The organism is Bradyrhizobium barranii subsp. apii (assembly GCF_011516635.5).
Classification (GTDB): Bacteria; Pseudomonadota; Alphaproteobacteria; order Rhizobiales; family Xanthobacteraceae; genus Bradyrhizobium; species Bradyrhizobium barranii.
Genome location: NZ_CP096255.1, coordinates 1,405,029 through 1,430,804, shown reverse-complemented (window position 1 = coordinate 1,430,804; position 25,776 = coordinate 1,405,029). Strand labels below are relative to the sequence as shown.

18 protein-coding genes and 5 pseudogenes are annotated in these 25,776 nt (G+C 60.1%); 17 read left to right on the top strand and 6 right to left on the bottom strand.

The annotated features are described in order from the left end of the window. The first annotated feature begins 129 nt into the window (after positions 1–129). Positions 130–570, top strand: coding sequence for an FAD-dependent monooxygenase (locus HAP41_RS06840; protein WP_224580937.1), 441 nt, complete (start codon positions 130–132; stop codon positions 568–570). 578 nt (positions 571–1,148) lie between these two features. Here HAP41_RS06840 and HAP41_RS06835 read toward each other — a convergent pair. Next, a complete protein-coding gene (locus HAP41_RS06835) occupies positions 1,149–1,346 on the bottom strand; it encodes a hypothetical protein (RefSeq protein WP_166104062.1) in 198 nt (65 codons plus the stop codon). 853 nt (positions 1,347–2,199) lie between these two features. Here HAP41_RS06835 and HAP41_RS06830 point away from each other — a divergent pair. The 3 genes from HAP41_RS06830 (at position 2,200) to HAP41_RS06820 (ending at position 4,219) form a co-directional block, all read left to right on the top strand. Then, positions 2,200–2,439, top strand: a complete 240-nt coding sequence (locus tag HAP41_RS06830; RefSeq protein WP_224580938.1) for a hypothetical protein — start codon at positions 2,200–2,202, stop codon at positions 2,437–2,439. An 806-nt stretch (positions 2,440–3,245) separates the two neighbouring features. Then, positions 3,246–3,587: a hypothetical protein gene (locus HAP41_RS06825; protein ID WP_166104065.1), complete on the top strand. Its 342-nt coding sequence runs from the start codon at positions 3,246–3,248 to the stop codon at positions 3,585–3,587. Between the two features lie 416 nt (positions 3,588–4,003). Next, positions 4,004–4,219: a hypothetical protein gene (locus HAP41_RS06820; protein WP_166104068.1), complete on the top strand. Its 216-nt coding sequence runs from the start codon at positions 4,004–4,006 to the stop codon at positions 4,217–4,219. 95 nt (positions 4,220–4,314) lie between these two features. Here HAP41_RS06820 and HAP41_RS06815 read toward each other — a convergent pair whose 3' ends face one another. Further along, entirely contained in the window at positions 4,315–4,530 is a 216-nt protein-coding gene (locus HAP41_RS06815) for a transposase (protein ID WP_166104072.1), read from the bottom strand. An 858-nt stretch (positions 4,531–5,388) separates the two neighbouring features. On the opposite strand from HAP41_RS06815, the gene HAP41_RS06810 reads away from it, so the two are divergent. The 8 genes and pseudogenes from HAP41_RS06810 to HAP41_RS06780 all read left to right on the top strand — a co-directional run. After that, on the top strand, positions 5,389–6,225 hold the full coding sequence (locus HAP41_RS06810; protein WP_224580939.1) for a di-heme-cytochrome C peroxidase: 837 nt from the start codon (positions 5,389–5,391) through the stop codon (positions 6,223–6,225). 458 nt (positions 6,226–6,683) lie between these two features. Further along, a complete protein-coding gene (locus tag HAP41_RS50535) occupies positions 6,684–6,887 on the top strand; it encodes a c-type cytochrome (protein WP_349770486.1) in 204 nt (67 codons plus the stop codon). Between the two features lie 515 nt (positions 6,888–7,402). Next, positions 7,403–8,263, top strand: coding sequence for a tyrosine-type recombinase/integrase (locus HAP41_RS06805; RefSeq protein WP_029085027.1), 861 nt, complete (start codon positions 7,403–7,405; stop codon positions 8,261–8,263). Between the two features lie 20 nt (positions 8,264–8,283). Next, entirely contained in the window at positions 8,284–9,510 is a 1,227-nt protein-coding gene (locus HAP41_RS06800; protein ID WP_166053869.1) for an IS91 family transposase, read from the top strand. A 407-nt stretch (positions 9,511–9,917) separates the two neighbouring features. Then, complete coding sequence (locus HAP41_RS06795; RefSeq protein ID WP_166053956.1) at positions 9,918–11,264, top strand: IS5 family transposase; 1,347 nt, start codon at positions 9,918–9,920, stop codon at positions 11,262–11,264. A gap of 400 nt (positions 11,265–11,664) precedes the next feature. After that, positions 11,665–11,964 (top strand): globin domain-containing protein, encoded by a 300-nt coding sequence (locus tag HAP41_RS06790; RefSeq protein ID WP_224580940.1) that lies wholly within the window; start codon positions 11,665–11,667, stop codon positions 11,962–11,964. A gap of 158 nt (positions 11,965–12,122) precedes the next feature. Continuing rightward, the gene (locus HAP41_RS06785; protein WP_166105276.1) at positions 12,123–13,559 is read left to right on the top strand and encodes an IS701 family transposase; all 1,437 of its coding nucleotides are present in this window, start codon (positions 12,123–12,125) and stop codon (positions 13,557–13,559) included. 82 nt (positions 13,560–13,641) lie between these two features. Next, positions 13,642–14,727, top strand: a pseudogene (locus tag HAP41_RS06780) (IS5 family transposase); the annotation flags it as partial. Positions 14,728–14,894: 167 nt separating this feature from the next. Here HAP41_RS06780 and tnpC read toward each other — a convergent pair. Further along, a protein-coding gene (tnpC, locus tag HAP41_RS06775) for an IS66 family transposase (protein WP_166104076.1) occupies positions 14,895–16,546 on the bottom strand; the annotation gives its coding sequence in 2 pieces (ribosomal slippage) (positions 14,895–15,367 and positions 15,367–16,546; 1,653 coding nt in all). 203 nt (positions 16,547–16,749) lie between these two features. Here tnpC and HAP41_RS06770 point away from each other — a divergent pair. Then, positions 16,750–16,878 (top strand): annotated as a pseudogene (locus HAP41_RS06770) (helix-turn-helix domain-containing protein); the annotation flags it as partial. Positions 16,879–16,989: 111 nt separating this feature from the next. Here the strand turns inward: HAP41_RS06770 and istB are convergent. Beyond that, positions 16,990–17,751 (bottom strand): IS21-like element helper ATPase IstB, encoded by a 762-nt coding sequence (gene istB / locus HAP41_RS06765; protein WP_166063422.1) that lies wholly within the window; start codon positions 17,749–17,751, stop codon positions 16,990–16,992. A gap of 16 nt (positions 17,752–17,767) precedes the next feature. Then, a complete protein-coding gene (gene istA, locus HAP41_RS06760) occupies positions 17,768–19,309 on the bottom strand; it encodes an IS21 family transposase (protein ID WP_166063394.1) in 1,542 nt (513 codons plus the stop codon). Positions 19,310–19,482: 173 nt separating this feature from the next. Between istA and HAP41_RS06755 the strand changes: the two are divergent. The 4 genes and pseudogenes from HAP41_RS06755 to HAP41_RS06740 form a co-directional block, all read left to right on the top strand. After that, a pseudogene (locus HAP41_RS06755) lies at positions 19,483–20,227 on the top strand (NEL-type E3 ubiquitin ligase domain-containing protein); the annotation flags it as partial. 444 nt (positions 20,228–20,671) lie between these two features. Then, a pseudogene (locus HAP41_RS06750) lies at positions 20,672–20,918 on the top strand (IS256 family transposase); the annotation flags it as partial. Positions 20,919–22,163: 1,245 nt separating this feature from the next. Further along, a pseudogene (locus HAP41_RS06745) lies at positions 22,164–22,753 on the top strand (helix-turn-helix domain-containing protein); the annotation flags it as partial. A 198-nt stretch (positions 22,754–22,951) separates the two neighbouring features. Then, positions 22,952–23,917 (top strand): TauD/TfdA dioxygenase family protein, encoded by a 966-nt coding sequence (locus tag HAP41_RS06740; RefSeq protein ID WP_166104080.1) that lies wholly within the window; start codon positions 22,952–22,954, stop codon positions 23,915–23,917. A 680-nt stretch (positions 23,918–24,597) separates the two neighbouring features. On the opposite strand, the gene HAP41_RS06735 is transcribed toward HAP41_RS06740, so the two are convergent. Next, positions 24,598–25,290 carry a glutamine synthetase gene (locus HAP41_RS06735; protein ID WP_248577184.1) on the bottom strand — a complete coding sequence of 231 codons (693 nt, stop codon included), beginning with the start codon at positions 25,288–25,290 and terminating at the stop codon, positions 24,598–24,600. Positions 25,291–25,776: the final 486 nt, after the last annotated feature.

Sequence of the window (25,776 nt, the reverse complement as noted above, 5' to 3'; positions counted from 1 at the left end):
CCACAGGTTCAGAAACGAGTGGACATATGGCACTAAGACCTATACCCACCGTCCGGCTAATCGGGCTGGAGCCCCAGATACGCACCCACGCTCGATGCCGATCGAAAACGCCGATGGGTCATCGATGGTATGGCGGAACGTCAAGGCGGTCACTACGAATTTCATTTCTCCGCAGGACTCATCGAAGCGCGGTGGCGTGTGTTTCCAATTCAGCGAATCTCGGAACGTCAGCTCAGGAGCACGAGCACTGTTCGCGCGACAAGGTTTTTTCGTGTGTCTCCAGCCGACCGGAGACCCACGAAACTGCTCGCCCCCTTTACGGCGCCCGAACTGGTCGCGGCTGCCAAGGTGATCGGCGAAGACAAGCACATAAGCTACCGCCCATTTCATTTACATAGCTATCGCCCATTTGATGTCTTGATGATGCCAGCCCCCTGGCACCGTGGCCGTGTCGTGCTATTGGGCGACGCGGCCCATTCGTTGACGCCGCAAATGACATCCGGCGGCGGTATGGCAATCGAGGATGCACTGGTTCTTGCCCAGGAACTGGATCGCAACGACGACTTGTAGACTTCGCTCGTGACCTATTGCCGTCGGCGCGAGCAAAGGGTCAGTCGCATATACGACATCGCATGCGCCATTTGCCGGGAAGAACGCAAATCGGAGCTGGCCGGGACCATTCGATGGGCCTTCTTCGTGAAGGCTACGCGTTTCTGGCTACGCCCGTCTGATCGGAAGCAGGCGAAGTCAGCTGGAAAGGGACGGACGTCGATTCCGCGGTGGCAGGGCCACGTCCGTGGACCGAACGCAAACTCCGTACTCACTTCGGCCCACAACAAGTATGTCACGAGAAGGGGAAATGTATGACAAGACAGGCGGGGTCGCTGCAGGGATGGATTTTGACATCTGCCCCATGGATGACGATTTTTGGAGTGGTTCTGTATCGCCAGTCCTGCCGTTTATGATGAAAGATCTTGCGGAGAACACGGAAGCGCTAGTATTGGTTCCGACGGTGCTTGCCGGGTCGGCGGTGATCATCGCGATCCTGTCGCCATTCGTAGGCGTTTTGGTCAAGCGCGTTGCACGCAAGAGTACTTTGATAGCGACGCGATCGCGGAATCGGCGCCGGTCTGGCTTAACGACATCTATCACATCATCGCGAGCCGGATGATCGTCGGCGCTGCCGAGGCAGTAGTGACGGCGGTCGTAACTCCGTAGCAATAAGCGAATGGCCAGATTTGATAGAGAACTTCCTGCACTGTCTTGTCCGCCAGCGATAGCTGCAACTCAATACCTTTGGTCCCGAGCACGGCAACAGACTTTATCTGTTCGTTTGTCACGGCCATTGATTATGCTCGCATCTCGCTGATGATGATGTGATCGCGAAGCACCCCGGTTTCATCCTCAAAATAAGCTCTCACATCGTGGCGAGGCCGATAACGGGCGGACACGCTTTAACTCTCGATCAGCCTGCGCAGGATGGCTTCCGCGCGCATCCCGACGGCCGTGTGGTGCTGCGCCGCCTTGATGGACTTGAACCGCCCCGGATCATTCTGAGCGATGTCAGGATCAGCTAGGAGACGCTGGAAACGCGCCTTGCGTCACGCCTGTATGGGACGAAGGCGCGGGAGGATTGCCGGCCGCTCTTCAACACTGACCCGCTTCTCGCTCGGCACTTCCAGTCGCCTCCTCTTGGGGCTATGAGCCTAGCGCAACTCCCGGCTCGTGTGGAGGAGGTTCCCGGGATGATACGGATTAATCAAGACCGGCCGAATTCGACAACGAGGGATGGCTCGATTAGTATTCCGGACCAATCTCGCCTGCGCCTTTGTTGAGCCTCCGATATGAAACGACCGTTGATCGCCGCCGCGCTCCTCCTCCTGACCGATTCGTCTGTGAATGCCCAAAGCGCACTAACTGACGCGGAACGTGGAGCTATCCACAAAGCGCGCGAATTTTGTATCGAAGCTCTTGGCCGTGACCGCCGTCGAATATTTTTCGGAAACAGCGACACCGCCGACGCGTTCCACGCACAGGTTAATGAGTGCGCAATGCGCATCATGCCTCGTTACCTGCCTCCCGCGAGCCGTTGAGGCTAGTCTGGGTATGTTTCTTGTTTGCGTGCAGCCGCGATCGGTTGACGGCATGCACGCCCGATGGCTCCGAATTTGCAGGATCATCGGTCCGAGCCGATTTCACATGACGAGGGCTGCTCCCGAGGGCAGCAAGGTGGATGGTTGGATAGTGACTGTCGCCATCTTCAAGAAAGACAGCGACGACGACGAAGACTTCGGGCATGTAACTTACGCGGTTGCGGTCACCGATCCGGCGGAAGCCGTGAAGCTGCCCCTGAAAGACTGCGGCGCAAAGGCCGCAATGCTAACTGGCCGATCGAAAAGGAGCAGTTGCAAAGGCTCGGCGTGGAGCCCGGCGAGCTGATAGCTATACACGATGACGAGGTTGATCCAATCATCCCGCGCCCCAGAAGTGACTAAAAGCGCCGCACGTCTGATCTCGTTCAGTCGCGTCCGGTTCATGACATGTACGTCCGGAAGCTACCACCACAGTGCAGGTAGTCAGTCTGCACGAGGTGTGAAAGCAAGCCGTTTTGCGTCTCTGCAGCGTGACCGTCTGGCACGCGAGTTGCTGAGCCCTGTTGGCTTGGTTGCTTATTGATGACCCTCGTGAGACGGCCAAGTCTCCACCAGCAACTCGTGCGGGCGGCTCCTTCCGCCGTCCGCACGCTTTTTATTGATCGCCCTAGCGCCGCGTTTCGTGTCGATCATGACCCGTGAAGAGGCTGTGCAGCTTTTCGCCTCCCTGACTGTCTGGCACGCGAGTTGCTGAGAGACGTTTGGATTTGGATTCTCATACTATTGCACAACCCCCGTGAGATGTCCAAGTCCGCGCAGCCTTAACTAGCGCTAGCGGCTCCTCCAGCCGCTCGCGCGTCTTTCCGTAGCATCGGCCTAGCGGCGCGGCGTGGAGATCATGCTATGACCCGTGAAGAGGCGTTGAAGAACGCCATTGAGGCACTCACACAGTGGTCCCAAGGGACGGTCGCAACAGCTGTCGTGCTTGCCGCGATCCCGAAGCTCGAACTGACTACCGCCCAGACGGCCTCGAAAACGGAAAGTCACTTCCTACGCCAGCGCTCACGATCGCTGGAGGCTGGTGCAATGGACAGACCACATTTATACTGGCCTTCGAGGCTGCTATTCGTCTGCCGATGAGGGGAGGCGCACATGAGCATCAACCCAGCTTCTCGAAGCTATAGCATTCTCATCGCAGACGCGGCCGTATCTGTCGTTAATACGGCTTGCACAGCATGGCGGCTGCACGTCCGGACCGACAGAGAAGGCACAAGTGATCGGACCATAAGCGAAAGCGAAGAGATCGACCAAAACGAAAAGCCGGCGCAGTGGCCGGCCCCGCAAATCTTCAATAGCTTGATATGCTCAACGGACGTACATCATAATCACTTCGATATCCGAAGTGATGCGGGGCTGACGGTCAGTCAAGTGAGCGTCCACAATGCGGCGCGCAACCAAGTGCGTAACGATATCTCCGAGATCGCGGGCGGCTGAGAGAATGGTCCATACCTCAGCTAGTAGCGCTTGGCGTTCTGGCGGGACGGACATGCCCCTGTCCTCCTCAAGCCGGAACGACACGTACGGGAGCATCGGATATCGTCGCCTCGTATTCACCAAAGAACGGCCATCAATGGACGCTCCTATGTGCTTTTCGATGTATTGAACGAGGCCGGCACGAACCGCCTCAATGAACTCGGTCGCCGTCCGTCGAATGATCTCTTTGCTCTCCATCTCCCCCCTGAGGTACGCCGAGATGCTTTGAAACGCCGCGCCCAGCGTGCCGCCGAGCGAGGAGACGATGGCGAGCGCGACCCCGGCGCGGAGGATCGAGTACTCGCTCGAGGTGACCCCGCGGGCAGGATCACGGCTTCCAGGTTCGGTATCCGCAGCGGAAGACGTTGCGCAAGACGATGGCGATCAAACGCGATCACTTCGCAGTCGTCGTCCGTCACTGGGTTGTCGTGCATGTGGTCGATAGCAGCGAGGTCGATGGCTTCACTGCTGCGGGCCGTCTCGGCGACGACCAACTCGATTTGCTCGCGCTTCAGCGCAGTGAGCCGCTGCGCCTCCGCAATCAACGTGCCAGCCGCTCGGTCATTTGCGGCCCTCCACGATACGCTCAATGAACTTGACGAAAGCGACCTGAACAGCCGGCTCCAGGTACACGACGTGATCGCTTTCAGGACGCGGTGCACGAAGCTGGATTTCATCTCGATCTCGATTACCCCGGAGAGCTTGGTTGTCGCCACACCGTGAGCAGCCCGCGGGCAACGCCATTGCGCCGCGCCACCTCGGAGATGTTCGCCCCCTCCTCGAAGCTCTCCGCTGCGATCCGGGCCTTCTCTTCGCCCGTCCATCGCCGCCGCTGTCCGGTGCTCACCTCGACCCGACGATAGGAATCACCTTCCTGCCTGGCATCAAGCATGGTATTTGCCATCGTTGCACCTCCGCCGATCAGCTCATGCCAGGCTGTATCGCAGGCGAGCCTCACGATGGCGAGGTGGGGGCTTCATGCCGGTTACGTTGATCCAACCCGATCGGTCAGGGGGGCGGGGCCTTGGGCGACGTAACACGACCTGCGACGAAAATTCGTTGCGATCGAAGGTGCAGATGCGCTTGCGCCGCCCGCCCCTACGTCCCTATGTCCCCGCACGTACGATCTGGGGAACGGCGACGCAAGAGGACTGGCCCTTGGGCGATGAGGCTGATGCTGATCAATTGTCGACGCCCTACACACAAAGATCCGGTACGATGATCGATCGTATCGTACCGCGCTCGTTGCGGAATCAGCAACAAGAGGTCTGCCCAACGACTCTTTGTGCTTTTCAGACGAGAGCTTGGCCAACGATTTCACGGTCCGAGACTTTGATACCCCGATGCGGTGAGACGCATGTTGCCCGGCAGCGCACGCCAATACCTAGCCAGGCCTCCAAAGCGATCGTCAGTCTCTGGAGACAAATCGGCGTGGGTCTGGTTCGCTACGGCAGGTTCTGCGATTAGTAAGGCTACCGATACACCGCTAGCCGGTGCCTTCTCCCAAGACTTGGTAGGTTGAACTTAGTTGGAGAGCGCCCTCTAATGACCAATGATCAGGCGACCTGCAAGCCGAAAGGCGAGCCCAAGTTTGCCGGAGACGGCGTGGGGTTTCGGCGAACGTCTCTTCGGGCGATTTTGACAATGGAAGCGGTAGGCCACACGATGCTCCGTACTCTCATTCTAATTGCCTTAGCGTTTCGTCACGACAAGATCGAGCGCTCAGGGTACCGACGCCAACCCTATCTATGTTGACCAAGGTATGGATTGGACCGCGGCAGCGAGAGCGGATTTCTATTCGTGCGATCAGGGTTCGCGTTTGATTTCGTTATCTTGGATGCAGGCCCTGAAGCAAACGAACGGACAGCCGTTCCTCGCGGATGGCTTGTCACGGTACGGGTATCTACGGAATCCTGCAAACACGGCCAACCTTCCCGTCGGCTTTCACGCTTCTGGCCCTCAAGACTTCCAGGTCGTCGGAATGACCTGCTCGGCATGTCACTCGCGCCAGATCGAAGTTGACGGCAAGGTGTATCGGGTGGATGGCGGTCCGGGGTTTGGAGACTTCTACGCACTGCTTGGCGATCTGGACAAGGCAGTCGGCGACGTGATCGCCAGCGACAGCTCGTTCGCTCCGTTTTCTGCAGCTGTTCTGCGGTCCGCAACGCCGGATGCGGCCGATGTTGCGGATCTTCGTCGACAGGTAGATGGGTGGTACTTGCGGTTTCACACGCTCATGGTGCGTGCGCTGCCCAAGAACGGCTGGGGAGTTGGCCGTCTGGATGCTGTAGGTATGATTTTCAAGCGCATATCCGGACTGGACATCGGCCCGCCACCCGACTTCATGATCCCGGAAAACATGAAAACCGCGGACGCTCCCGTGAGATACCCATTCCTTTGGAATTCGCCGCGACAGGACAAAAGACAATGGCCTGGATTCGCCAAAGATGGAAGTGACATCTTGGGGCTAGCTCGGAACGTTGGCGAGGTTCTGGGGGTATTCACTACGTTCGAGCCGATGCGTCAGGGCGCGATCATCAATTTCCTCGACAATAACTCCGCCAATTTCGACGGCCTGAGCGAGCTTGAAACTTGGTGAAGTGAATCGGCACTCCGAAATGGCCTTGGAAGATTGACGCTGCTTTAGCCCCCCGAGGCAATGGTGAAAGGGATTCCGCTGAAGGGGGATGTCGCGAATGCCCCGGGATTGAAGACGGAGAGCAACGCATTCCATTCATCAAAACATGGAGGACTACGGTCCAGAACGTTGGTAACGATACACGAGAATACGACGTCCTCGCCTGGAAAGCGAAGACGGGCGTGCTGAAGGGAGCGTACATCCCTTCGCGACCGTCCCACTCAAGGAGAACGATGAGGTCCTTAACATTCTTGCGACCTCGATCATTGGTTCGATCGCAGAACACCTGTTGGCCGGCGGCGCACCTTCCACTAACGCACGGGTGGCAGCGGCGCCAGACCTGGGATCGTCGGACACACCGGAGTCTCTGGGGCTCGTGCGACTACCACCAACGCTGCAGGATTTGCTAACGGCTTTCGATACTGCCAGCACCTCCGAAGCAATCAAAAAGGCCAAGCGGCAGGGAGCAGCCGTGGGGCGCCTACGAGGCTCGTGTTCTGCAGGGTATTTGGGCCGCCGCACCTTATCTTCATAACGGCTCGGTCCCTACCCTGGCGGAATTGCTCAAGCCATCAGGGGATACGCAAACCGCAGTTCAGCGTTGGACGGAAATACGACATTGAAGACGTTGGTCTTGCTGCGACCCAGGAAGCCGCTGAGCGAAACTCTGTCTGTCACGGATTGTAGTAATATCAATTCTGGAAATAGCCGATGCGGACACGAGTACGGGACCAGTTTAAGCGACCGAGACAAAAAGGCGTTGCTTGAATACCTCAAGACACTGTGACCCGCTCCGGTTTCCAGCATGCTGTCGGTCACAGTATGCTCGCTTATCGGCACGAGCGTTGAAACGGAGATTTGATCCAGCACAACTGCTCAAGGAAGCGCAAGTGATGGCTTACAAATTATCGCGTCGTCCGTGAACAAGGCTCTAAGCGATTGAGCGAGAGTCTGTTTTTCGGATTTGAGACGGTTTGAGATTGCAGGGATTGGGAGGTAAAGACCGCCAAAGCCTGCAAATTCGATTGTGGATTGAACGAAGCCGCTGCCGCGGCGTAGGGGGCAAGGTGGCATAGATCGCCTCCTGGCTGAGAGGATGTGGGTGTTGGAGCCCACCCCCTCAGACAGGAGTATCGAGATGGCCGATTTGAGCCCTCTTCGCCGCCGCATGATCGAAGACATGACCGTCCGCAATCTGTCGCCGGCGACGCAAAGATCCTACATCAGCGCGGTTTCGAAGTTCAGCCGCTATTTTGGCCGATCGCCTGACCGGTTAGAGCTGGAAGACGTCCGCGCCTTCCAGGTGCATTTGGTCTCGACCGGCATCTCATGGCCGGCGCTGAACCAGATCGTCTGTGCGCTACGGTTTTTCTACGGCGTCACGCTCGGCGAGGCGCTCATCCCAGAGCGCATTCCCTATGCGCGAGAACCGCGCAAGCTGCCGGTCGTTCTCAGCGCCGACGAAGTGGTTCAGTTTCTTGAAGCGGTATCGAGCCTGAAGAGCCGCGCCGCGCTCACCACCGCCTATGCGGCCGGGCTCAGGGCCTCGGAGGTTGCGGGACTGCGGATCGAAGACATCGACAGCGCCCGCGGCGTCATCCAGGTGCGCCACGGCAAGGGCGCGAAGGATCGCAACGTGATGCTGTCGCCCCAGCTGCTGGGCATCCTGCGCACCTACTGGCGGCTCGCCCGGCCGCGGCTTTATCTGTTCCCTGGTCGTGACGAAGATCATCCGATCGATCAGACCGTGCTGCATGCCGCCTGCCGGTCGGCGGTGAAGGCTGCGGGCCTGACCAAGCGCGTCACGCTGCACACGCTGCGCCACAGCTTCGCGACACATCTTCTCGAGAACGGAACCGATATCCGGATCATCCAGGTCTTGCTCGGGCACAATAATTTGTCGTCGACAGCGCGCTACACGCAGGTCGCCACCGATACGATCCGAGCGACGCAGAGCCCGCTCGATCGCCTGTCGCTGGAGGTGACGCCACCTGGATGACCCGCAGCGGGATGCGGGTCATGACCCGCTCCGACATCCGCTCCAACAGGCCCGCCATCGAGATTGCCGATATTCTGCGCCGGCATGGCGACGCCTATCGCCGTGTACATGCCGGTCATCTGGGGCGGGTCGAGCGGCGCGTGATGAGCGCGATCGTTGCGTGCCGGACCGAGGCGCTCGGCGGCCACATGCAGGCTTGCGACGACTGCGGCACGACACGCGTTGCCTATAATTCCTGCCGCAATCGGCACTGTCCGAAGTGTCAGGGGAGAGCCCGAGCCGCGTGGCTCGCCGCGCGTCAAGCCGACCTGCTTCCGGTTCCCTATTTCCACGTCGTCTTTACACTTCCCGCACCGATCGCCGCGATCGCTTTCCAGAACAAGGCCGTCGTCTATGCCATCCTGTTCAAGGCTGCCGCCGAGGCGATGACGACGCTCGCCGCCAATCCACGCCGGCTCGGCGGTGCGATCGGCGGCGTCGCCGTCCTCCACACCTGGGGACAGACGCTGATGCATCATCCCCACGTCCATTGCGTCGTTCCGGGTGGCGGCCTCTCGCCCGATGGCGCGCGCTGGACCGCTTGCCGACCGAACTTCTTCCTGGCCGTCAAACCGTTGTCCAGACTATTTCGCACACTTTTTCTCAAACGTCTGTCGGCAGCCTTCAACTCCGGTGCCTTGCGTTTCTTCGGCGATCTCGGAGCTCTGGCCGAGCCGGCTGCCTTTGCGGCCCACCTCGACGCCATGCGACGCATCAACTGGGTTGTTTACGCCAAGCGGCCCTTCGGCGGACCCGCACAGGTCCTGGCCTATCTCGGCCGCTACACCCATCGCGTCGCGATCGCCAACAGCCGGCTCGTCGCACTCGACGACGATCATGTCGCCTTCTCATGGAAGGACTATCGCCAAAACAGCGCGACAAAGATCATGAATCTCAAGCCCGATGAGTTCATTCGCCGTTTCCTGCTTCATACGCCGCCTGACGGCTTCCACCGCATCCGCCACTTCGGCTTCATGGCCAACCGCCATCGCGCTGCCAAGCTCGCCCTTTGCCGCGAACTTCTCGATCATGAGCGAACAGCCCCAAACGATGGCCAGCCGTCGCCTGTGGATTCGGAGGCTCAAACCTGGGCCGAGGTTCCTGCCTGTCCCGATTGTGGTGGCGTCATGCGCATCATTGAGCGCTTTCGACATAGCTTCAGACGCCCCAGCCCTCGAACATCACCGTTCCGATGCGACACATCGTGAGCCAAGTCATGTCGTGCACGACGATCATCATTCGTCATTTCGCTCCCAGCGTCTCGATCATCGCGGACGATGTCGAATCCGTGCTGTCACACTGCGCGACAACAACCGTCCGATGCAGCAAAAGGCCTATCGCGATCTCAGGCGAAGCGCGTCTGATCTCAACTCTTCCAGGATGCGCACTCCTGTGTCTCTGCCTCACGCGCCGAGCCAGCAGATCGGGCATGGCGATCTCGAACAATCCCCATAGCTGCAAAACCGCGAATAGCCTCCCGCGCCTTCGTTCAATCCGGCTTCAATGAGGTCGCGTCATAAGCGCCTGCCGCACCCTCGCGTGAGCGCGACCTCACAGAACCCTCCAGATTCCCTTTCGCAGCGGACCATGATTCTGTGTTGCATCGGAGGGGACGATGCGACCGAAGAAGCACAAGACGACGGGATCGAACGACCTGTTCCGGGCGCGGCTGGACCAGATCATCAATCTGAAGCACGAGCTGGTTCTGTTGGCCGGCAAGATCGATTGGGACTGGATCGACGGCGAGATCGCGCCGCTCTACAGCGAGAACGGCCGGCCGGGGATCGAGACCCGCTTCATGATCGGGCTGCTGTTGCTCAAGCAGATTTACGGGCTGTCCGATGAGGGGATTTGCGAGCGCTGGGTCCACGACCCGTATTTCCAGTACTTCACCGGCGAAGAGTTCTTCCAGCACGCCTTCCCGCACGAGCGATCGGACCTGAGCCATTGGCGCAAGCGGCTCGGCGACAAGCTGGAACTGCTGCTGGCCGAGAGCCTGCGGGTGGCGCACGAGGCCGGCGCGTTACGCGGCCAGGACCTCAAGCGGGTCACGGTCGATACCACGGTGCAGCCAAAGGCCATCACCTTTCCGACCGACGCCAAGCTGCTGCATGCGGCCATCAAGGGGCTCAATCGCCTGGCGAGAAGGCACGGCGTCAGGCTGCGGCAGTCCTATTCTCGGATCGCCAAGGCCGCCGCGATGATGGCGGGCCGCTACGCCCATGCCAAACAATTCAGGCGGCATCAGCGGCAGTTGCGTATCCTGCGCTCAAGGCTCGGCCGGATCATCCGCGATATCCGCCGCAAGATCGACGGCCAGCCAGCCCTGGAGGAGGCGTTCGCCCTTCCGCTTGGCCGGGCCAGCCAGATCCGCTCGCAGCAGCAGCGCCAACGCGGCTGGAAGCTTTATTCTTTCCATGCCCCGGAGGTGGAGTGCATCGGCAAGGGCAAGGCCTCCGCGCCGTACGAGTTCGGCGTCAAGGCTTCCATCGTCACCAACAACCGCCGAGCTCCCGGCGGTCTGTTCGTGCTACACGTCAGGGCGCTGCCCGATAATCCGTATGACGGTCACACCCTGCGCGACGTCATCGACCGCACCGAGGCACTCACCGGCTGTCCGATCGAGCGGGCCTATGTCGACAAGGGGTATCGCGGCCACGACGCTCAAAATCCACGTCGCGTCTTCATCTCCGGCCAGAAGCGCGGCGTCTTCGGGATCATCAAGCGCGAGTTGCGCCGCCGATCCGCCATCGAGCCCATCATCGGACACCTGAAGGCCGAAGGTCACCTCGGGCGCTGCTACCTCAAAGGCCGCGCAGGAGACGCCGCCAACGTCGTCCTCTCCGCCGTAGGCCACAACTTCCGCCGCATCCTCGCCTGGCTGAGAGATTTCTTGGACCTGTTCCTGATCCGGATATGGCGCACGTTCACATGTCCCATCCCGCTCAATTCGGATTCTTAACGGACGACTATCGCGTTTCGACCGTTAGCGTCGCTTGTGCATACGAAACGAGGTTCCACATGACACCAATCTCAATACCACATCACAAAGAATGCCTTCGCTGTGGTTCTGGGTTAGTCACCAGCGAATGGCATGAACGCGTCAGTGCGAACGAAGTTCAGGTTCTTTGGCGCTGCTGGAGCTGCAAACACCAATTTATCTCCGTCGTCACTTCTCACGAAAGGGAGCCGTCAGTCGCTGAGATCACAAAACCATTCTTTACGAGCCTGCTCGTCTGACCAATGACGCCCGAGCTGGTCGACCTTATCAGGATATCGTTTGACGCGATGTGGCGGTCCGTCGCGACCTCGCTGACCTGTGTTACAACAGGTTCGTTGAACTAGCTCCTGATGCAAGAGATATGTTCGGCGGCGATATCGAGCAGCAGCGGATGAAGGCGCTGGATATGATCACCGCGCTGCCCGCCTCGCTCGACGAAAGACCGATGTTCCAATCGCTGATCACGCTTTCAGGTCACAAGCACGCCAGACTTTGCGTTCAGCCATCGCACTTCGTCGCAATGGGCGAGGCGTTGATGTGGAGCTTTGATTGCAAATTCGGCCCTTCTTTCACCCCCGAGCTGAGGGAATCGTGGCGGATGCTTTACGCCACCGCCCAGAACGAGATGCTGCGCGCGGCCGGCCGGCAGAGTTCGTTTTGACAACGGCGGGCGAGAAGCCTAATTCGCGACCCGTTGATCAGGTCTCTTGTGCTTTCGAGGCGCCTGACGACCTAGTACGACTGAGTCACAAAACCGCAGGCTTTATCCGGCCGGAATCAGCGATGGTTGAAGCATGGACCATCAGCCGAGGAGGCTACATGAGCGGGCGTGGCACCAAGACCAGTGAGATGCGATTTGCGACGTATTTGGAAGGGCTTGCCAGCGTCATCGGTCATGCTGATCGGAAGGCACCGCTGCGCGACTATTGCGTCGGCCTCATGGCCTGTGGCGGTCGTAAGAGCGTGGAGCCAATGGCGGCGATGACGGCTCCGGAACGGACGGCCGCCCAACATCAATCGCTGCTGCATTTCGTCGGCAGCGGCGCCTGGTCGGATGAGAAGGTGCTGGGCAAGGTACGAGAGATGGTCCTGCCGGCGATCGAACGCCAGGGCCCGATCGAAGCTTGGATCATCGATGACACCGGATTTCCCAAGCAGGGGCGACATTCGGTTGGAGTTGCACGGCAATATTGCGGGCAGCTCGGCAAGCAGGATAATTGCCAGGTGGCGGTGTCATTATCGATTGCCAATCACCACGCCAGCCTGCCTGTTGCCTACCGCCTTTATCTTCCGAAGGAATGGACTGAGGATTGCGATCGGCGGCGCAAGGTGGGCATTCCTGCCGAAGTCGGCTTCCGGACCAAGCCGGAGATCGCGCTGGAGCAGTTGCGGTGGGCCTGTGCGACCGGCCTTCCGCGTGGTGTCGTGCTGATGGACGCGGGCTATGGCAACAACAGCGATCTGCGCACGGAGATCACGGCGCTGGGATTGACCTATGTGGCGGGTCTTCTGTCGAGCACAACGGTATGGGCGCCCGGCACCGGTCCCTTGCCGCCGAAGCCATGGTCGGGCCGCGGCCGTCCCCCGAAACTGATGCGCCGCAACCGTCAGCGTCGGCCGGCCGCCGTTAAAGCGCTCGCGATCGGCCTGCCGGCCAAAGCTTGGCGCACCATCACGTGGCGGCAAGGAACGAACGAAAAGCTGAGCTCGCGCTTTGCCCGCGTGCGGGTCCGTGCCGCGCACCGTGATTATTGGCAAACCACCCAGCGGTTGGAGGAATGGTTGCTGATCGAATGGCCGAAAGGCGAGGACCAGCCTACCAAATACTGGCTCTCGACATTGCCGGAGGATGTGGCATTCCGGACTCTCGTAGAGACGGCTAAATTGCGCTGGCGCATCGAACGCGACTATCAGGAACTCAAGCAGGAGGTCGGGCTTGGCCACTTCGAGGGACGCGGCTGGCGCGGCTTTCATCATCACGCAACGATGTGCATTGCAGCCTTCGGATTCCTGATCTCCGAGCGGGAGGCGTTTCCCCCCTCGGGCGCTCGGCGCGCCCGGCCGATCCCGCTCGCTCGCGTTTCCGCGGATTACAGACCCCGCGGTTCTGCCGCTACGGACCCAACGTCACATTCCAAATTCGATCACGACGATGCGACGGCGACTCGAACAAGGGCTGGTCCGAACGTTGTCGAGATGTCCTTGTTGTGCAATCAAGTTCGCCCATTTCACAGACCACCGTTTGTGACGCAGTAAGACTAGCAGGCTGTTGAAAAAGGTGCTCGCCGCCGACCAGCGACCGTGATTCATTGGCTCCGACGAGATTCGGAGATGGTGCGTGCGCGGCGGCGACAATCGAACGGGCGAGCTGTTCAGCTACGTTGATCTGGAGGCGGGTGCGGCGTGACCATCCGCTGCGAGCGATCCGGACGATCGCGAACGAGGCGCTGTCGACGCTGGAGCGCGAGTTTACCGCGCTCTATTCGCCGATTTGGCGGCCGTCGATCCCGCCGGAGAAGTTGCTGCGGGCGATGCTGTTGCAAGCGTTTATTCGATCCGTTCGGAGCGGCTTTTGATCGAACGGCTGGAATACGACCTGCTGTTCCGCTGGTTCGTCGGAATTGGCGTCGACGACGGAGCCTGGGACCATTCGGTGCTCTCGAAAAACCGCGACCGGTTGCCGGAAGGCGACATCGCGGCCAAGTTCCTCGCGGCGGTGCTGGCGCAGCCCAAGGTGAAGAAGCTGCTGTCGAGCGATCACTTCTCGGTCGATGGCACGCTGATCGAGGCCTGGGCCTCGATCAAGAGCGTGAAGCCGAAGGATGGCTCTGGCGCGCCGCCGGCGCAAGGCGGCGGGCGCAACGCCGAAGCGGACTTCCATGGCCAGAAGCGCTCGAACGGCACCCATGCTTCGACCACCGATCGGGATGCCAGGCTTTACCGCAAAGGAAAGGGCAACGAAACGAAGCTGTGCTTCATCGGGCATGGGCTGATGGAGAACCGCCACGGCCTGCTGGTCGACGCCTGCCTGACGCGGGCCGACGGGCACGCCGAACGGGTGGCCGCGCTGCACCTGATCGAGCCGCGCGCCGACCGGCCGACAGCGATCACGCTTGGCGCCGACAAAGCCTACGACGCAGAAGACTTCGTCAACGAGCTGCGCTCGATGAACGTGACGCCGCATGTTGCGCAGAACACCAGCGGCCGCAGCTCTGCGATCGACGGGCGAACGACCCGGCACGGGGGCTATGCCGCCAGCCAGCGCATCCGCAAGCGGATCGAGGAGGCATTCGGCTGGATCAAGACGGTCGCCGGCCAAGAGAAGACCCGCTTCCCTGGCCATGAACGCGTCGGATGGGCCTTTACCTCCGCTGCCGCCGCCTACAATCTGGTGCGGCTGCCCAAGCTGATCGCGGAGGCCGCTGATGGCCAAGGTGCCCGGCTTCGCCAAGGCCTTTGCTGGCCGTTGGCGCATCGTCGAAATGGACAACTGGGACGGCGACTTCCTCGGTACGCCTAAGACGAAGGCCGCCTGATCGCCGTGTGCGCGCGCGGGCACGGCGAGCTATATGTGATGGCGTTGGGTGAAGGTCAGGCGGCTTGCTGATCGTCGGATTTGCCGGCTTGGCGCAGAAGCTTCCATTCCCAGGGCAGCAGTTCGTGCAGCCGCGATGCAGGAAGATCAGCGATACGGGCGAGGACGTCGGCAAGCCAGGCCTTTGGATCGACGTCATTGAGACGACACGTCGTGATCATTGTCAGCATGATGGCGGCACGGTCGGCACCACGCTGGCTGCCAGCGAAGGTCCAGTTGCGCCGTCCCAAGGCGATGCCTCTCAAAGCGCGTTCAGCGCAATTGTTGGTCAAGCAAATCCTCCCGTCGTCGAGGAAGCGGGCGAAGCCCTCCCAGCGCCTGCGCATGTAGTTGATCGGCTTCAGGACCTCGGACGAGCGCGAGAGGGTTTCGCGCTTGCGCAGCAGCCAGGCGTGCATGTCGTCGAGAAGCGGCTTGCTCTGTTGCTGGCGCACGGCGCGTCGCTCGTCGGCGCTGCAGCCGTTGATGGCCGCTCGATCTCGAACAACGCGTCCACCCGCCTGACCGCCTCCAGTGCGATCGGGGAGACCGGTTTGTCCTTCGTGCCTTCCCAAGCATTTTTCTTAATGTCAGCCAGCTCGAAGAAGCCTCGCCGTGCATGGGCAAAGCAATACGCCGGCGTAATTGGCAGTGTCTTCTTCTGCGGATCGAACAGCGGCTCGAAGCCATTGTAGCAGTCGGCTTTCAGGATGCCGGCGAAGACCGCCAGATGCTTTTGGGGATGCTCGCATCGTCGGTCGCTCGAGGCATAATAGACCGCAGCCGGCGGTGCAGGCCCGGCGAAGGGCCGGTCATCCCGCACATATGTCCAGATCCGCCCAGTCTTGCATTTGCCCTTGGCCAGGATACGGATGGTGGTGTCGTCGCCGTGTAGGCGCTCGGCCGCAAGCACATGACGTTCGATCAAGTGGAAGAGCGGCATGACGGCAAAGGTCCCGTGGCCGATCTGGTCAGCCAGTGTCGATAACGGCAAATCGATCCTCTCGGCATTAAAGCGCACGCTCTGGCGGTTGAGCGGGATATGCATGCCGAACTTGTCGAACAGGATCGTCGCCAACAATTGTGGACCGATGAAGCCACGCGGTGTGGCATGGAACGGCGCCGGCGGCTGGCTGATCTTCTCGCAATCCCGGCAGGTGAACTTCTCGCGCACCGTCTCGATGACCTTGAAGCGGCGCGGGATCTCCTCCAGGGTCTTGGTCACTTCCTCGCCGACCTTCGCCAGTCTCGATCCACCGCAGCAGGCGCAGGTCGTTGGAGCTTCAACAACGACGCGCTTGTGTTCGATATCGTCGGGCCAAGGCTTGCGCACCGGCCGCTTACGCGTGAAGGGACGGACGTTCTGCGTCTTCGCTGCCGCCGCCTGTGCGGCCAGCTCGTCCTCGCTCGCCGTGGTGATGAGTTCCTCGAGCTCCAACTCCAACTGCTCGAGCAGCCGTGCCGAGCGCTGGGATCGCTGCCCGTGCAGTTCGCGTTTGAGCTTCTCAATTCGTAGCTCAAGATGCGCAATCAGCGCCTCGTTGTCCGACAGCTCCGCCAACGCACTGGCAGCCACCGCTTCGGCTCGCAGCCGCGCCTCACGCTCGGCCTGCAGCGCCGCTAGACCGCTGACAAGGTCCGACGGAAGATCGTCCGGCTTCGATATCATGAAGCCATTGAATCAGATCAAGCCGCAGATTCAAACCAAAAACAGCTATCCGACCCGTGTCGGACGCTGTGCTTCTTGCGGGTCGCGCCAATCGATTCCGGACAACAGATAGAGCATTTTCCGACCGGAAAGAATCGGGTGGGGATTCCCAAAACGGCGCGAGTCAGATTCAAGCTGCATGCTGGCGAGGGAGGCCAGCATGTATGGCCAGGGCGCTTTCGGTTGATCTTCGCCAAAGGGTGGTAGCCGCGATTGACGGTGGCATGTCCTGTCGACAGGCTGCTGAGCGCTTTGGTGTCAGCGCGGCCAGTGCAATCCGCTGGCGCGGTCGCCTCAAGAAAGTTTGCATATTTCAGTGATCGTGAGCAGCGATTTCGCGCGATCATGAGCGCCGAATTCAGACGATCGTGAGCAGCCTCGCTCCGGCCGAGGCGGTGATAGGGTCAGCGTTCTGGCTGCTCGTCAAGGGTGATGGTTTTGGCGTTGCGTTTTCGCATGCTTTCGCCAGCAAGCTGGAGGCGGTGAGCGTTGTGGACGAGGCGATCCAGAATCGCGTCGCCTAGCGTGGGATCTCCGATAACTTCGTGCCATGTGTCCACAGGGAGTTGGCTGGTTACGATGGTGGAGGAGCGGCCATGGCGATCGTCAAGGATTTCCAGTAGATCGCGCCGCTCGGCAGCGGTGAGCACCGACAATCCCCAATCATCCAAAATCAGAACCTGGGCGCGGCCAAGGGTTTTGAGCAAGCGGGCATAACGTCCATCGCCCCGCGCGAGCCCCAACGCTTCGAACAATCTTGGGACGCGGTGATAGAGGACCGAGCGATTATCTCGGCAGGCCTTGTGGCCGAGGGCACAGGCTAACCAACTTTTGCCCAATCCGGTCGCCCCGGTTATGAGCAAATTCTCGTGGCGATCGATCCAGTCGCCGCTGGCGAGCTTGGCGAAGACGGCCCGGTCGATACCCCGCGGCGTGCGCAAATCGACGTCCTCCACGCAGGCATTCTGGCGGAGCGAGGCCAGCTTGAGGCGCGTGGTGAGCCGCCTGGTGTCGCGTTCCGCCGCTTCCCGGTCGACCAGCAGGCCGATGCGATCTTCGAACGGCAAGGCTTCGAGATCAGGCGATCGTCGCTGCTCCTCGAAGGCCTTGGCCATGCCGCTCAAGCCGAGCTCGATCAGGCGTTCGTGGGTGGGATGGTTGAGCATACAGGTCTCCTTGGCTTCAGTGAAAATAATCGCGGCCGCGGATGTTGCCGTGGCGCAGGGGTTGGTGTTCGGAGGGCTCGTCGAGAAAGGTACGATCCAGACCGTTCTGGAGGATGGAGCGGATCGAGGCGACGGATCGCGCCTTGATCAGAATGCCGCGCCGGCAGGCCGCTTCGACGCGCTCCGCGCTGTAGCTTTTGACCAGTGACAGAATGCCGAGGCAGGTGCGAAAGCCTTGCTCGGGATGCGGCCGGGCCGCGATCACGGCCTGGAAGAAGGCGGCGGTCGACGGACCGATCCGCTCGCCGGCGACGATCACTCCGGCGGGCGTCCATTGACCGTAGCGCCGATGGGCGCTGGGCATATGGTCGGCGATGGTGGTGTGGCCCCGCCGGTTGGGCGCGCGGGCGTGGCTGGCGATCCTGCGGCCGTTGTGGAAGATCTCGACCGTTCTGTCATCGATGCGTGCGTCGACAAGCTCACGGATGAGCCGATACGGCGCGGAATACCAGTGTCCATCGATCTCGATATGATAGTCGGGGCCGATCCGGCATCGCTTCCAGCGTGCGAAAGCGTAAGCCTGGTCCGGCAGCTTTGTAAGCTTGGGCTTGTCGAGCTCGGCGAACAGTTCGGCGCGACTGGCGCCAAAGTCGCGCATCTGCCTTGCATTGAGTTCGACGACGAGTGTTTTGATGGCTGCGTTCAGCTCCGCCAACGAAAAGAAGCGTTGGTTGCGCAGCCGCGCCAGAATCCATCGCTGGGCGACTTGCACCGCAACTTCGACCTTTGCCTTATCTTTTGGGCGCCGCGGCCGGGCTGCGAGAATGGCCGTGCCGTAATGGCTCGCCATCTCGGCATAGGTTCGGTTGAGGCCGGGATCGTGGCGGTCGGGATTGGTGACGGCGGCCTTGAGATTGTCGCAGACTACGAATGTCGGCACGCCGCCGAGGAAGGCGAAAAGATTGATGTGGACCCGGATCCAGTCGGCGAGCCCCTCGCTTGGACAGGCCTCGGCATAGGTATAGTTGGAGGCGCCCATCGCCGCGACGAACAGCTTCATCGACTGCACTTCCCCGTTTGAGGGATCGATGACGTCGATGGTGTCGCCGGCGAAATCCACGAAAACCTTCTCGCCGCCCAGATGCGTCTGCCGCATCGAAGGCCGGGCTCGCCCCTTCCAGGCCTCGTACGTCGTGCAGAACCAGGTGTAGCCGAAGCCATCGGGATGGGTGGCGCGATACTCGTCCCACAGCAGCCGACGGGTCACGTTGCGTCGGCGCAGCTCCTTGTCGACATAGCCCCAGTCGGGAACGGCCCGCTGGGGGCTCTGCGACGCAGGCCTCGGCGCCGGGAAAAGCAGCAGCTCCAGGTCCTCGTCGCTCATTCCGGCCGGCAACGGCCACTTCAGCCCGGCAGCCCCGGCTCGGCGTAGATAGCTGTGCACGGCGCCGTTGCTGATGCCCAAGGTGCGCGCGATGGCTCGCTCCGGCAAGCCTTGAACATGTTTTAAGCGGAGAACCTCTTTGATCCGGCGCATCGACAATCTCTGGGTGGGCATCGGCCTTCCTCGTTCACTGACGAGGCAGTTCCTAAGCCGGTTGAGTTGTCGGCCGAAGCGGGCTGAGTTGCTGAAAAGCTGCTCACGATCCCGCGAAATCCGTGCTCACGATCGTCTGAAATCTCTGCTCACGATCCCCTGAAATCCGTGCTCACGATCCCGCGAAACATGCAACCGTTAACTATGGCAATCACGAGTTTCGGCAGAGAGTGGCTGATGATCTGCGGCAGGCGGCGGCCAATCCGAGATTGCGCGAGCAGTTTTTTACACAGGCTTCCGAGGCCAACGCGAGCTGCGAGGATCGAGTTACCTTGCACTGGAACGGTATGCAGACCGCGCGCCTCAACGCTGATGTCGAGGCGCGGCGTCTATGACGATCGTCTTGGCGAACTGATCCAGCGCGGCCGTGTTGCGTTCCGCTTGGAGGCGCTTGACGAGATCGCGCGCGACAGGGTCAACTCGCTCCTCAGCCTCGACCCAGACATAGACGACGTGGAAGTCTACTTGGCCTATCAACATCGGCTGCGCGAGCCGCTGGAGCTCAGTCACGTCGCCCCTGACATGCGCTTCCTGGCGGTCTCTCGCGTAAGCGAGGATGATGCGACGGAGGCGCTGGACCTGGTCCGGGAGCGGGAAGCGAACCAATTCACCGACTATATGGCCACCCGCTGGCAACCTTGGGAGACGGTGCTGAGGCGCATCGCACCGGACGAACATGCAGCGATGCAGGACCGGCTTGTCGAAGCCATGGGCGAAGAGTTTCAAAGCCGTCTGGATCAGCGACTGGCCGAACATGGTCTGGTAGGCGACGTCGATGCCGAGCGGGTGCTCGGAGCCCAAGTCCGAAACCAAATCGCAGCCGAGATAAAAGGCGAGGTCATGCACCGGCTGCTCGCAGAGCGTGGCCTAGAACTGTGAGACTTCCCCTCTTGGAAGCCGACATGAAGCTTTGCCACGCCGAGCTGGCCGAAGAGAATCAGCTCCGTTTTCTGGTCCTGGCATCGACAGGCGTGAGCCTGTCAGAGGCATTAGAAATCAACAAAGAATTCGAAGAACGAACTTGTAGGTACACCTTTGTTGGAATGAAGTCCTTGACCTCCAAAAGGCGCACTCCTTTCCGAAAGTCCTGCGTCTCCGCCAGCAGAAACAAATACGACGGAACCTATTGACAGGTCGCATCCCGGAGGCGTTGAAGAGGCTGAACAGGTTTCTGGACAATTGCTGAATCGATGATTCGATAAGGTCATCCAAGTGGATCGACCGGATGGGCTATGGGCGAAAGTTGGTGACAGCATGAAGAGGTAAGGCGGCGTATCGTGGTGGTGTTCGAAGCCTCCAGTTTCTATCGAAGGAAGATACGCCGTGACCGACACTAACGGTTTTCAATTTTCCCAGCCAGGAAGTTTCGCGGACCCGCTTACCGAGGTTTTTCGCAACGGCGCGCGAGCGCTGCTGATGGAGGCCGTGGAGGCCGAAGTGGCGGCTTGGCTCGGCAGGCACGCCGCAGGTTACCGATGATGGCCGCCAACGGCTGGTGCGCCACGGCCATCTGCCCGAGCGAGAGATCATAACTGGCATCGGCTCGGTAGCGGTGCGCTGCTCGCGGATATCTGTAGTACTCACAGTTACGCAGGAGAGTGACCGTCGACGCGTGGTCGATGAAGGCTCCGCACGTCCAGCTCAAATTGTCTTCAGGTCTTTCACTCCGTGGTTGACGCTTGCTCTTCAGGAGCGATTCGATGCGCCTCATGCGGCGGCACCGGCCGAAATCAAGTCGAAGTGTCCTGCAAACCTACAACTCAATAGGGTCCGAGTTCAGGACGGTGATGCGTCTGGGCAACTGTTGTCGACTAACTCAAAAATGTCACGCCAAGTCGGCGCGCATCACGCCAAACTACCTGGCATATCGTATCGACGTCCGCGCTTAGAACGCGCAGCCCAAAGGTTGCGGGCATGAAACGCGCGTCAGGCGTCTGAACGATTGCGGAGGATGCCGTGAGGTGGCGGACCTTGCAGCGCATTGGACTGCCATCAACCAAGATCTGTCCTGCGCAGACAATGCTTTTCCGCTCATTCGACATATTCCGCCTTTCCCAATATAGCACCTGCACTTTTGACCGGCGACTTCCGCCTCAAATAAGGCCAGACCATGGTGTCACGCTACTCTCGGCGTCTCTTTTTCAATCCCAGCCAACTTTGCCAACCTCGCATCGTGTGTCCACAATTCTCCACCCGGCGTGCTTCGTGTCGCCGCTGCTGTTCCAAGCTGCAACCTACTCGACCATGACGCGCTCCACATTCCGTAAACCGCGCAGCGCGCCCTCATCATGCCGCTCTTCGCCCCGCCAGTAGCAGATTTGCAGCGTCTTGGACAACGGCCCGCCTCCCTTCTTCTCGCAGCCCTCCAAGCTCCAAACAGCGCGCTTCCGCCTTGCGCGGTACACCCATAGAAGCTTCGACGCTCGGCGCGGCTTGGACTCTTGACAACCGTTTCTGCCGCGGCCCGGCGTGGCGAGCGCAAGCTCCGGCAAAGCCGGCCGGGCCAATCGGCCGTGAAACCGTTGGAGCACAGTATCTTGGCACACCCGGGGACGTTGATCTGCTTACAAGGATGCCGCGGAACTGGATCGACGAGGCGTTGAAGTCGCCGTGACGGCGTCACGACTGCCGCTTTCACATGTCGATTGGACCGCTTATCAACTGAGGTGTATTCCCCTTCGATGACTCTGCGCGATCTCGATTGAACAGGCTTTCTTGTGCTGCTCGAACGAAAGGCTCTCCACACCCGCCTCGATCAACCCCTGCTCACCCTAGCACCCACTTTTCGTGGAACGAGAGTCGTGATTCAAGCGAGATAATACCCGAAGCAAGAGAAGTGCGCTTTTCGAGGAAAGATCGCAAGTGCCTGAAACCTGTTGCCCCTCACCGGTGACATTGCAGCGTGATTTGAAGCGAGCGCGGATACTTCTGTTGGCGGCGGCCGGACGCGGCCCCCGGTCGATCGCCAAGGAAGTTGGGGTCTAGCCGCGGATTGTCAGCCTTTGGCGGCATCGCTATGCTGAGCAACGTCTTGAAGGGCTGCAAGACAAGCCGCGGCCCGGCAAGCTGCGATCTATACGAAGACGACCGACAAGCGGATTCTCAAGCTGCTGGATAAGGCGCCCCGCGCAAGGGTTTGCGCGCTGGACCACCCGCCCTCTGCTGGCCGAGGCGCCGGGCGATGTTGATGTCCAATATGTCTGGCGGCCCCTGCACAACCACAAGATTGACCTCGCGGCTCGCCAGTCTGGTGGGAGAGCAATGACCCGAACGTTGCGGCCAAAGCCGCCGATGTAGTCGGCCTTTACGTCGCCCCGCCAGCGAAGGCGCTATGCGTGGACGAGAAGCGCTCAGATCCACGCCTTGGAGCATCCGAAGTTGCTCAACGGCCGCGCCTTGCCCGGCTAGAGCCACGATTAGAAGCGGCATAGTTGCGCCTGAGCTCAGTCCCTGGCCGGCTCGCGCCAAATATTCCAATCCTTTAGTGTCCGTGTCGTACATGGCCGCCTGGGGCGCGGTCCCTTCGCCTGGCACAATGCTTGCTGTGGATCATTCACTGGCTGGGACGAGGAAGCGACGACCAGACGTGGGAGATATGTCACGATGAGTGCAACACCTTTGATCGATGATGTCATTCCGCGCGGCAACGTTGTGAAACGGGCAGCGCGCATCGGCGCCGAAATCAAAGATCTGAGGCTCACGGGCGATTTGCCGACCCAGATCATCGCTGCGATCAGTGGTCTGTTACTCGAGCACAAGGTGATCTTCTTCCGTAACCAGAGCCATCTTGATGATGCTGGGCAGGAGCGCTTTGCAGCTCGGTTCGGAAAGCTGGTACCGCACCCGATGCTCGGTGCTGCCAACGGAACTGCGTCGCTCCTTGAGCTCGACTCCACCCGCGGCGGAGGTCGCGCTGACATATGGCACGCAGATGGGACCTTTGCCGACGCATATCCGAAGATTCTGGTTCTACGAGCCGTTGTAATCCCATCGTTCGGCGGCGATACGCTGTGGTCGAATACAGCAGCCGCGTATCTCGATCTGCCGCCTCCGCTACAACGGCTTGCCGACGGCCTCTGGGCCGTTCACAGCAACCTCTTCGATTACGCCGGAATGGCCCGTGTCCGCGAAGTCGACAAGAAGCATTTTGACGATGTCTTCACCAGAACCATCTTTGAGACCGAGCATCCTCTCGTCCGCGTCCACCCCGAGACCAGTGAACGCACGCTATTGCTCGGCGCGTTGGTACAGCGTTTTGTCGACATTCCCAAATATGACGGTCAGAAACTGTTCGACTTATTCCAATATCATATCACTGCAGCCGAGAACACCGTGCGTTGGAACTGGACGGAGGGCGACGTCGCGATATGGGACAACTGCGCAACGTTGCACTACGCGGTCAACGATTATGGCGATCAGCATCGCGTCATGCGCCGGGCCACGATCGATGGCGACGTGCCCGTAAGCGTCGACGGCAGGCGCAGCATAACGCGGCTCAAGATCACCAAGCAGCCGCCCTCGATACCGCCCATCATGCTCCAAGCTGGACAATCGAGCGAGCCTGGCTGAACGGAGCTATTCCCGCTGAGTCCCACTGGTTGACTGCTCCCGCTGAAATCGTCTGAGGTCCAGCGCACGCGCCCCATACGTCGTTGTTCCCAGAGTAGTCACCGTGAAAAGTTGCCGTATGGATCGCTCGAGCTCCAAATCGGAGCCTTTGCCGGTACAGTTGGAGCAGATGATGACCCGACTTACACCATTGCGTCGATGACGCACGTGTTGTGCCGGCGACCTTTGCAGCTGGCCCGCTTGCGCGCGTCAGCTCAATCTTCGCTTTCATCTCCGCATGGTTTGTTCTGGTGGCGCTCACGGCCTGCTTGAATAGAGTTTTGTCCCCCTCTCTGCCGGCGTACTCCGTTGGAATTCCTGGCGAGCCAGCACCGCTTATCCAACTGAAGACCATAAAGCTCTCGCCGGTAGCCTATTTGCGGAGCGGACATCCCAGATTCGCGACGTTCGGTTATAGGCAGCATCGACCTCTTGAGCCGAGGTTCGAAGGGTAAGAAGGTTCGCTTTCGAGGAGCTGACGAACTGGAACAGAATGGCCGATCGAACAGCCGGAAACGTGCGGTTGGTGATGCCGATCGCCGATACGCTCGGGCCCGCGGGCTTGCAAGGCGCTGTGCATCCTGACAAGGATCCGAGGTCAAGCCGACATCACGAACCATTGGAGCAGCATGGAGCTTACGCTAGGTGCTTTGCGGAAGTCTAGCGGAAGTATGGCAGGTTTTCTCGCTTGCATCACCGACGATCGAAGCCCGCAATGCAGCATCTTCTTCGATTCCGAGAATGCCTGAACCGATCGCGCACGAGAGCGCGAGATATGGGTTCATGTCCGCGCCTATTGGACAGGCTGGAGCCCAGCAGCCGGGCACCAACCGCTTGTAGCTATTGAAGTTCGGTGCGGCGAGCACACAGAAAACACTCATGTATTTCAGCTGTCTGCCAATGAATTGACTCATCTGTTTTGAGATACTGCGGAACCTGTCGCGGTCGTGGAACGCATTGTCACCGTCGGACGCAACTGAGATGTGAATATGTCCGGACCGGCCGGGCCATTTCTCAGAAACCTTGGCCATGAAAGTGGCCATCATGCCCCGCGTTTGCGCCCACGCCTTTATCATCGATTTGAATGCGATGCTCGATCCGCGGCCTCCAGCAACACAATAATGAAGTGACGCTTCAATGACGCCAGGCCCCGTTTCAAAGTGCAGCGCGATAAGAGGTATTCTGGCCTTGTCACAAAGCACCAAGATCTCACCGAACAGCTCCTGGTGTGCGACAGAGCGCGCAATCGAGTAACCGAATGGACCACGCGTTAACGGAACCCATTTGTCAAAGGGCTTCTCTTCTATCGTGTCTGCGTTCTCCTTGAACAGCATAAATTCAAACTCGAACCCGGCAGCGCAGCTGTATACACGACCTGCCTGATCGATCGCACGCCTGCAGCGCCCAGCGCGTCAGCCAAACGCGCTTTGTCACGTTGTCGCGATCGCCGCTCCAACAGGCTTCCGGCGGAAAATTGTACGGAGCATTTGGGGCAATACAAAGTCGGCCTTGCTGCAAAAGGTCGTTTCACTCCCGGCATCCCGGTCAGCGGGGTGCACCCTCCTGTCGCTCGCGGCGCACCAAAGCTTCGACCTGCTGGTGATGGGCGGATCCGGCACCTTCGTCCACGGCCGATTTCGGCTCTCCGCCTTAGGATGACCTGGCCAATAATCCTTCTCCAGCCACCGGCCGGCCGCCGCTGTGACAACGCGCATATTGGCGGCTCCCCTCATCAGTTACGCCAGGTCCACCTGGACGACGAGCTTGGTATGATCGGATACGCGCGCACGCGTGAGCCCGAGAACTTGGCTCGGGTGACA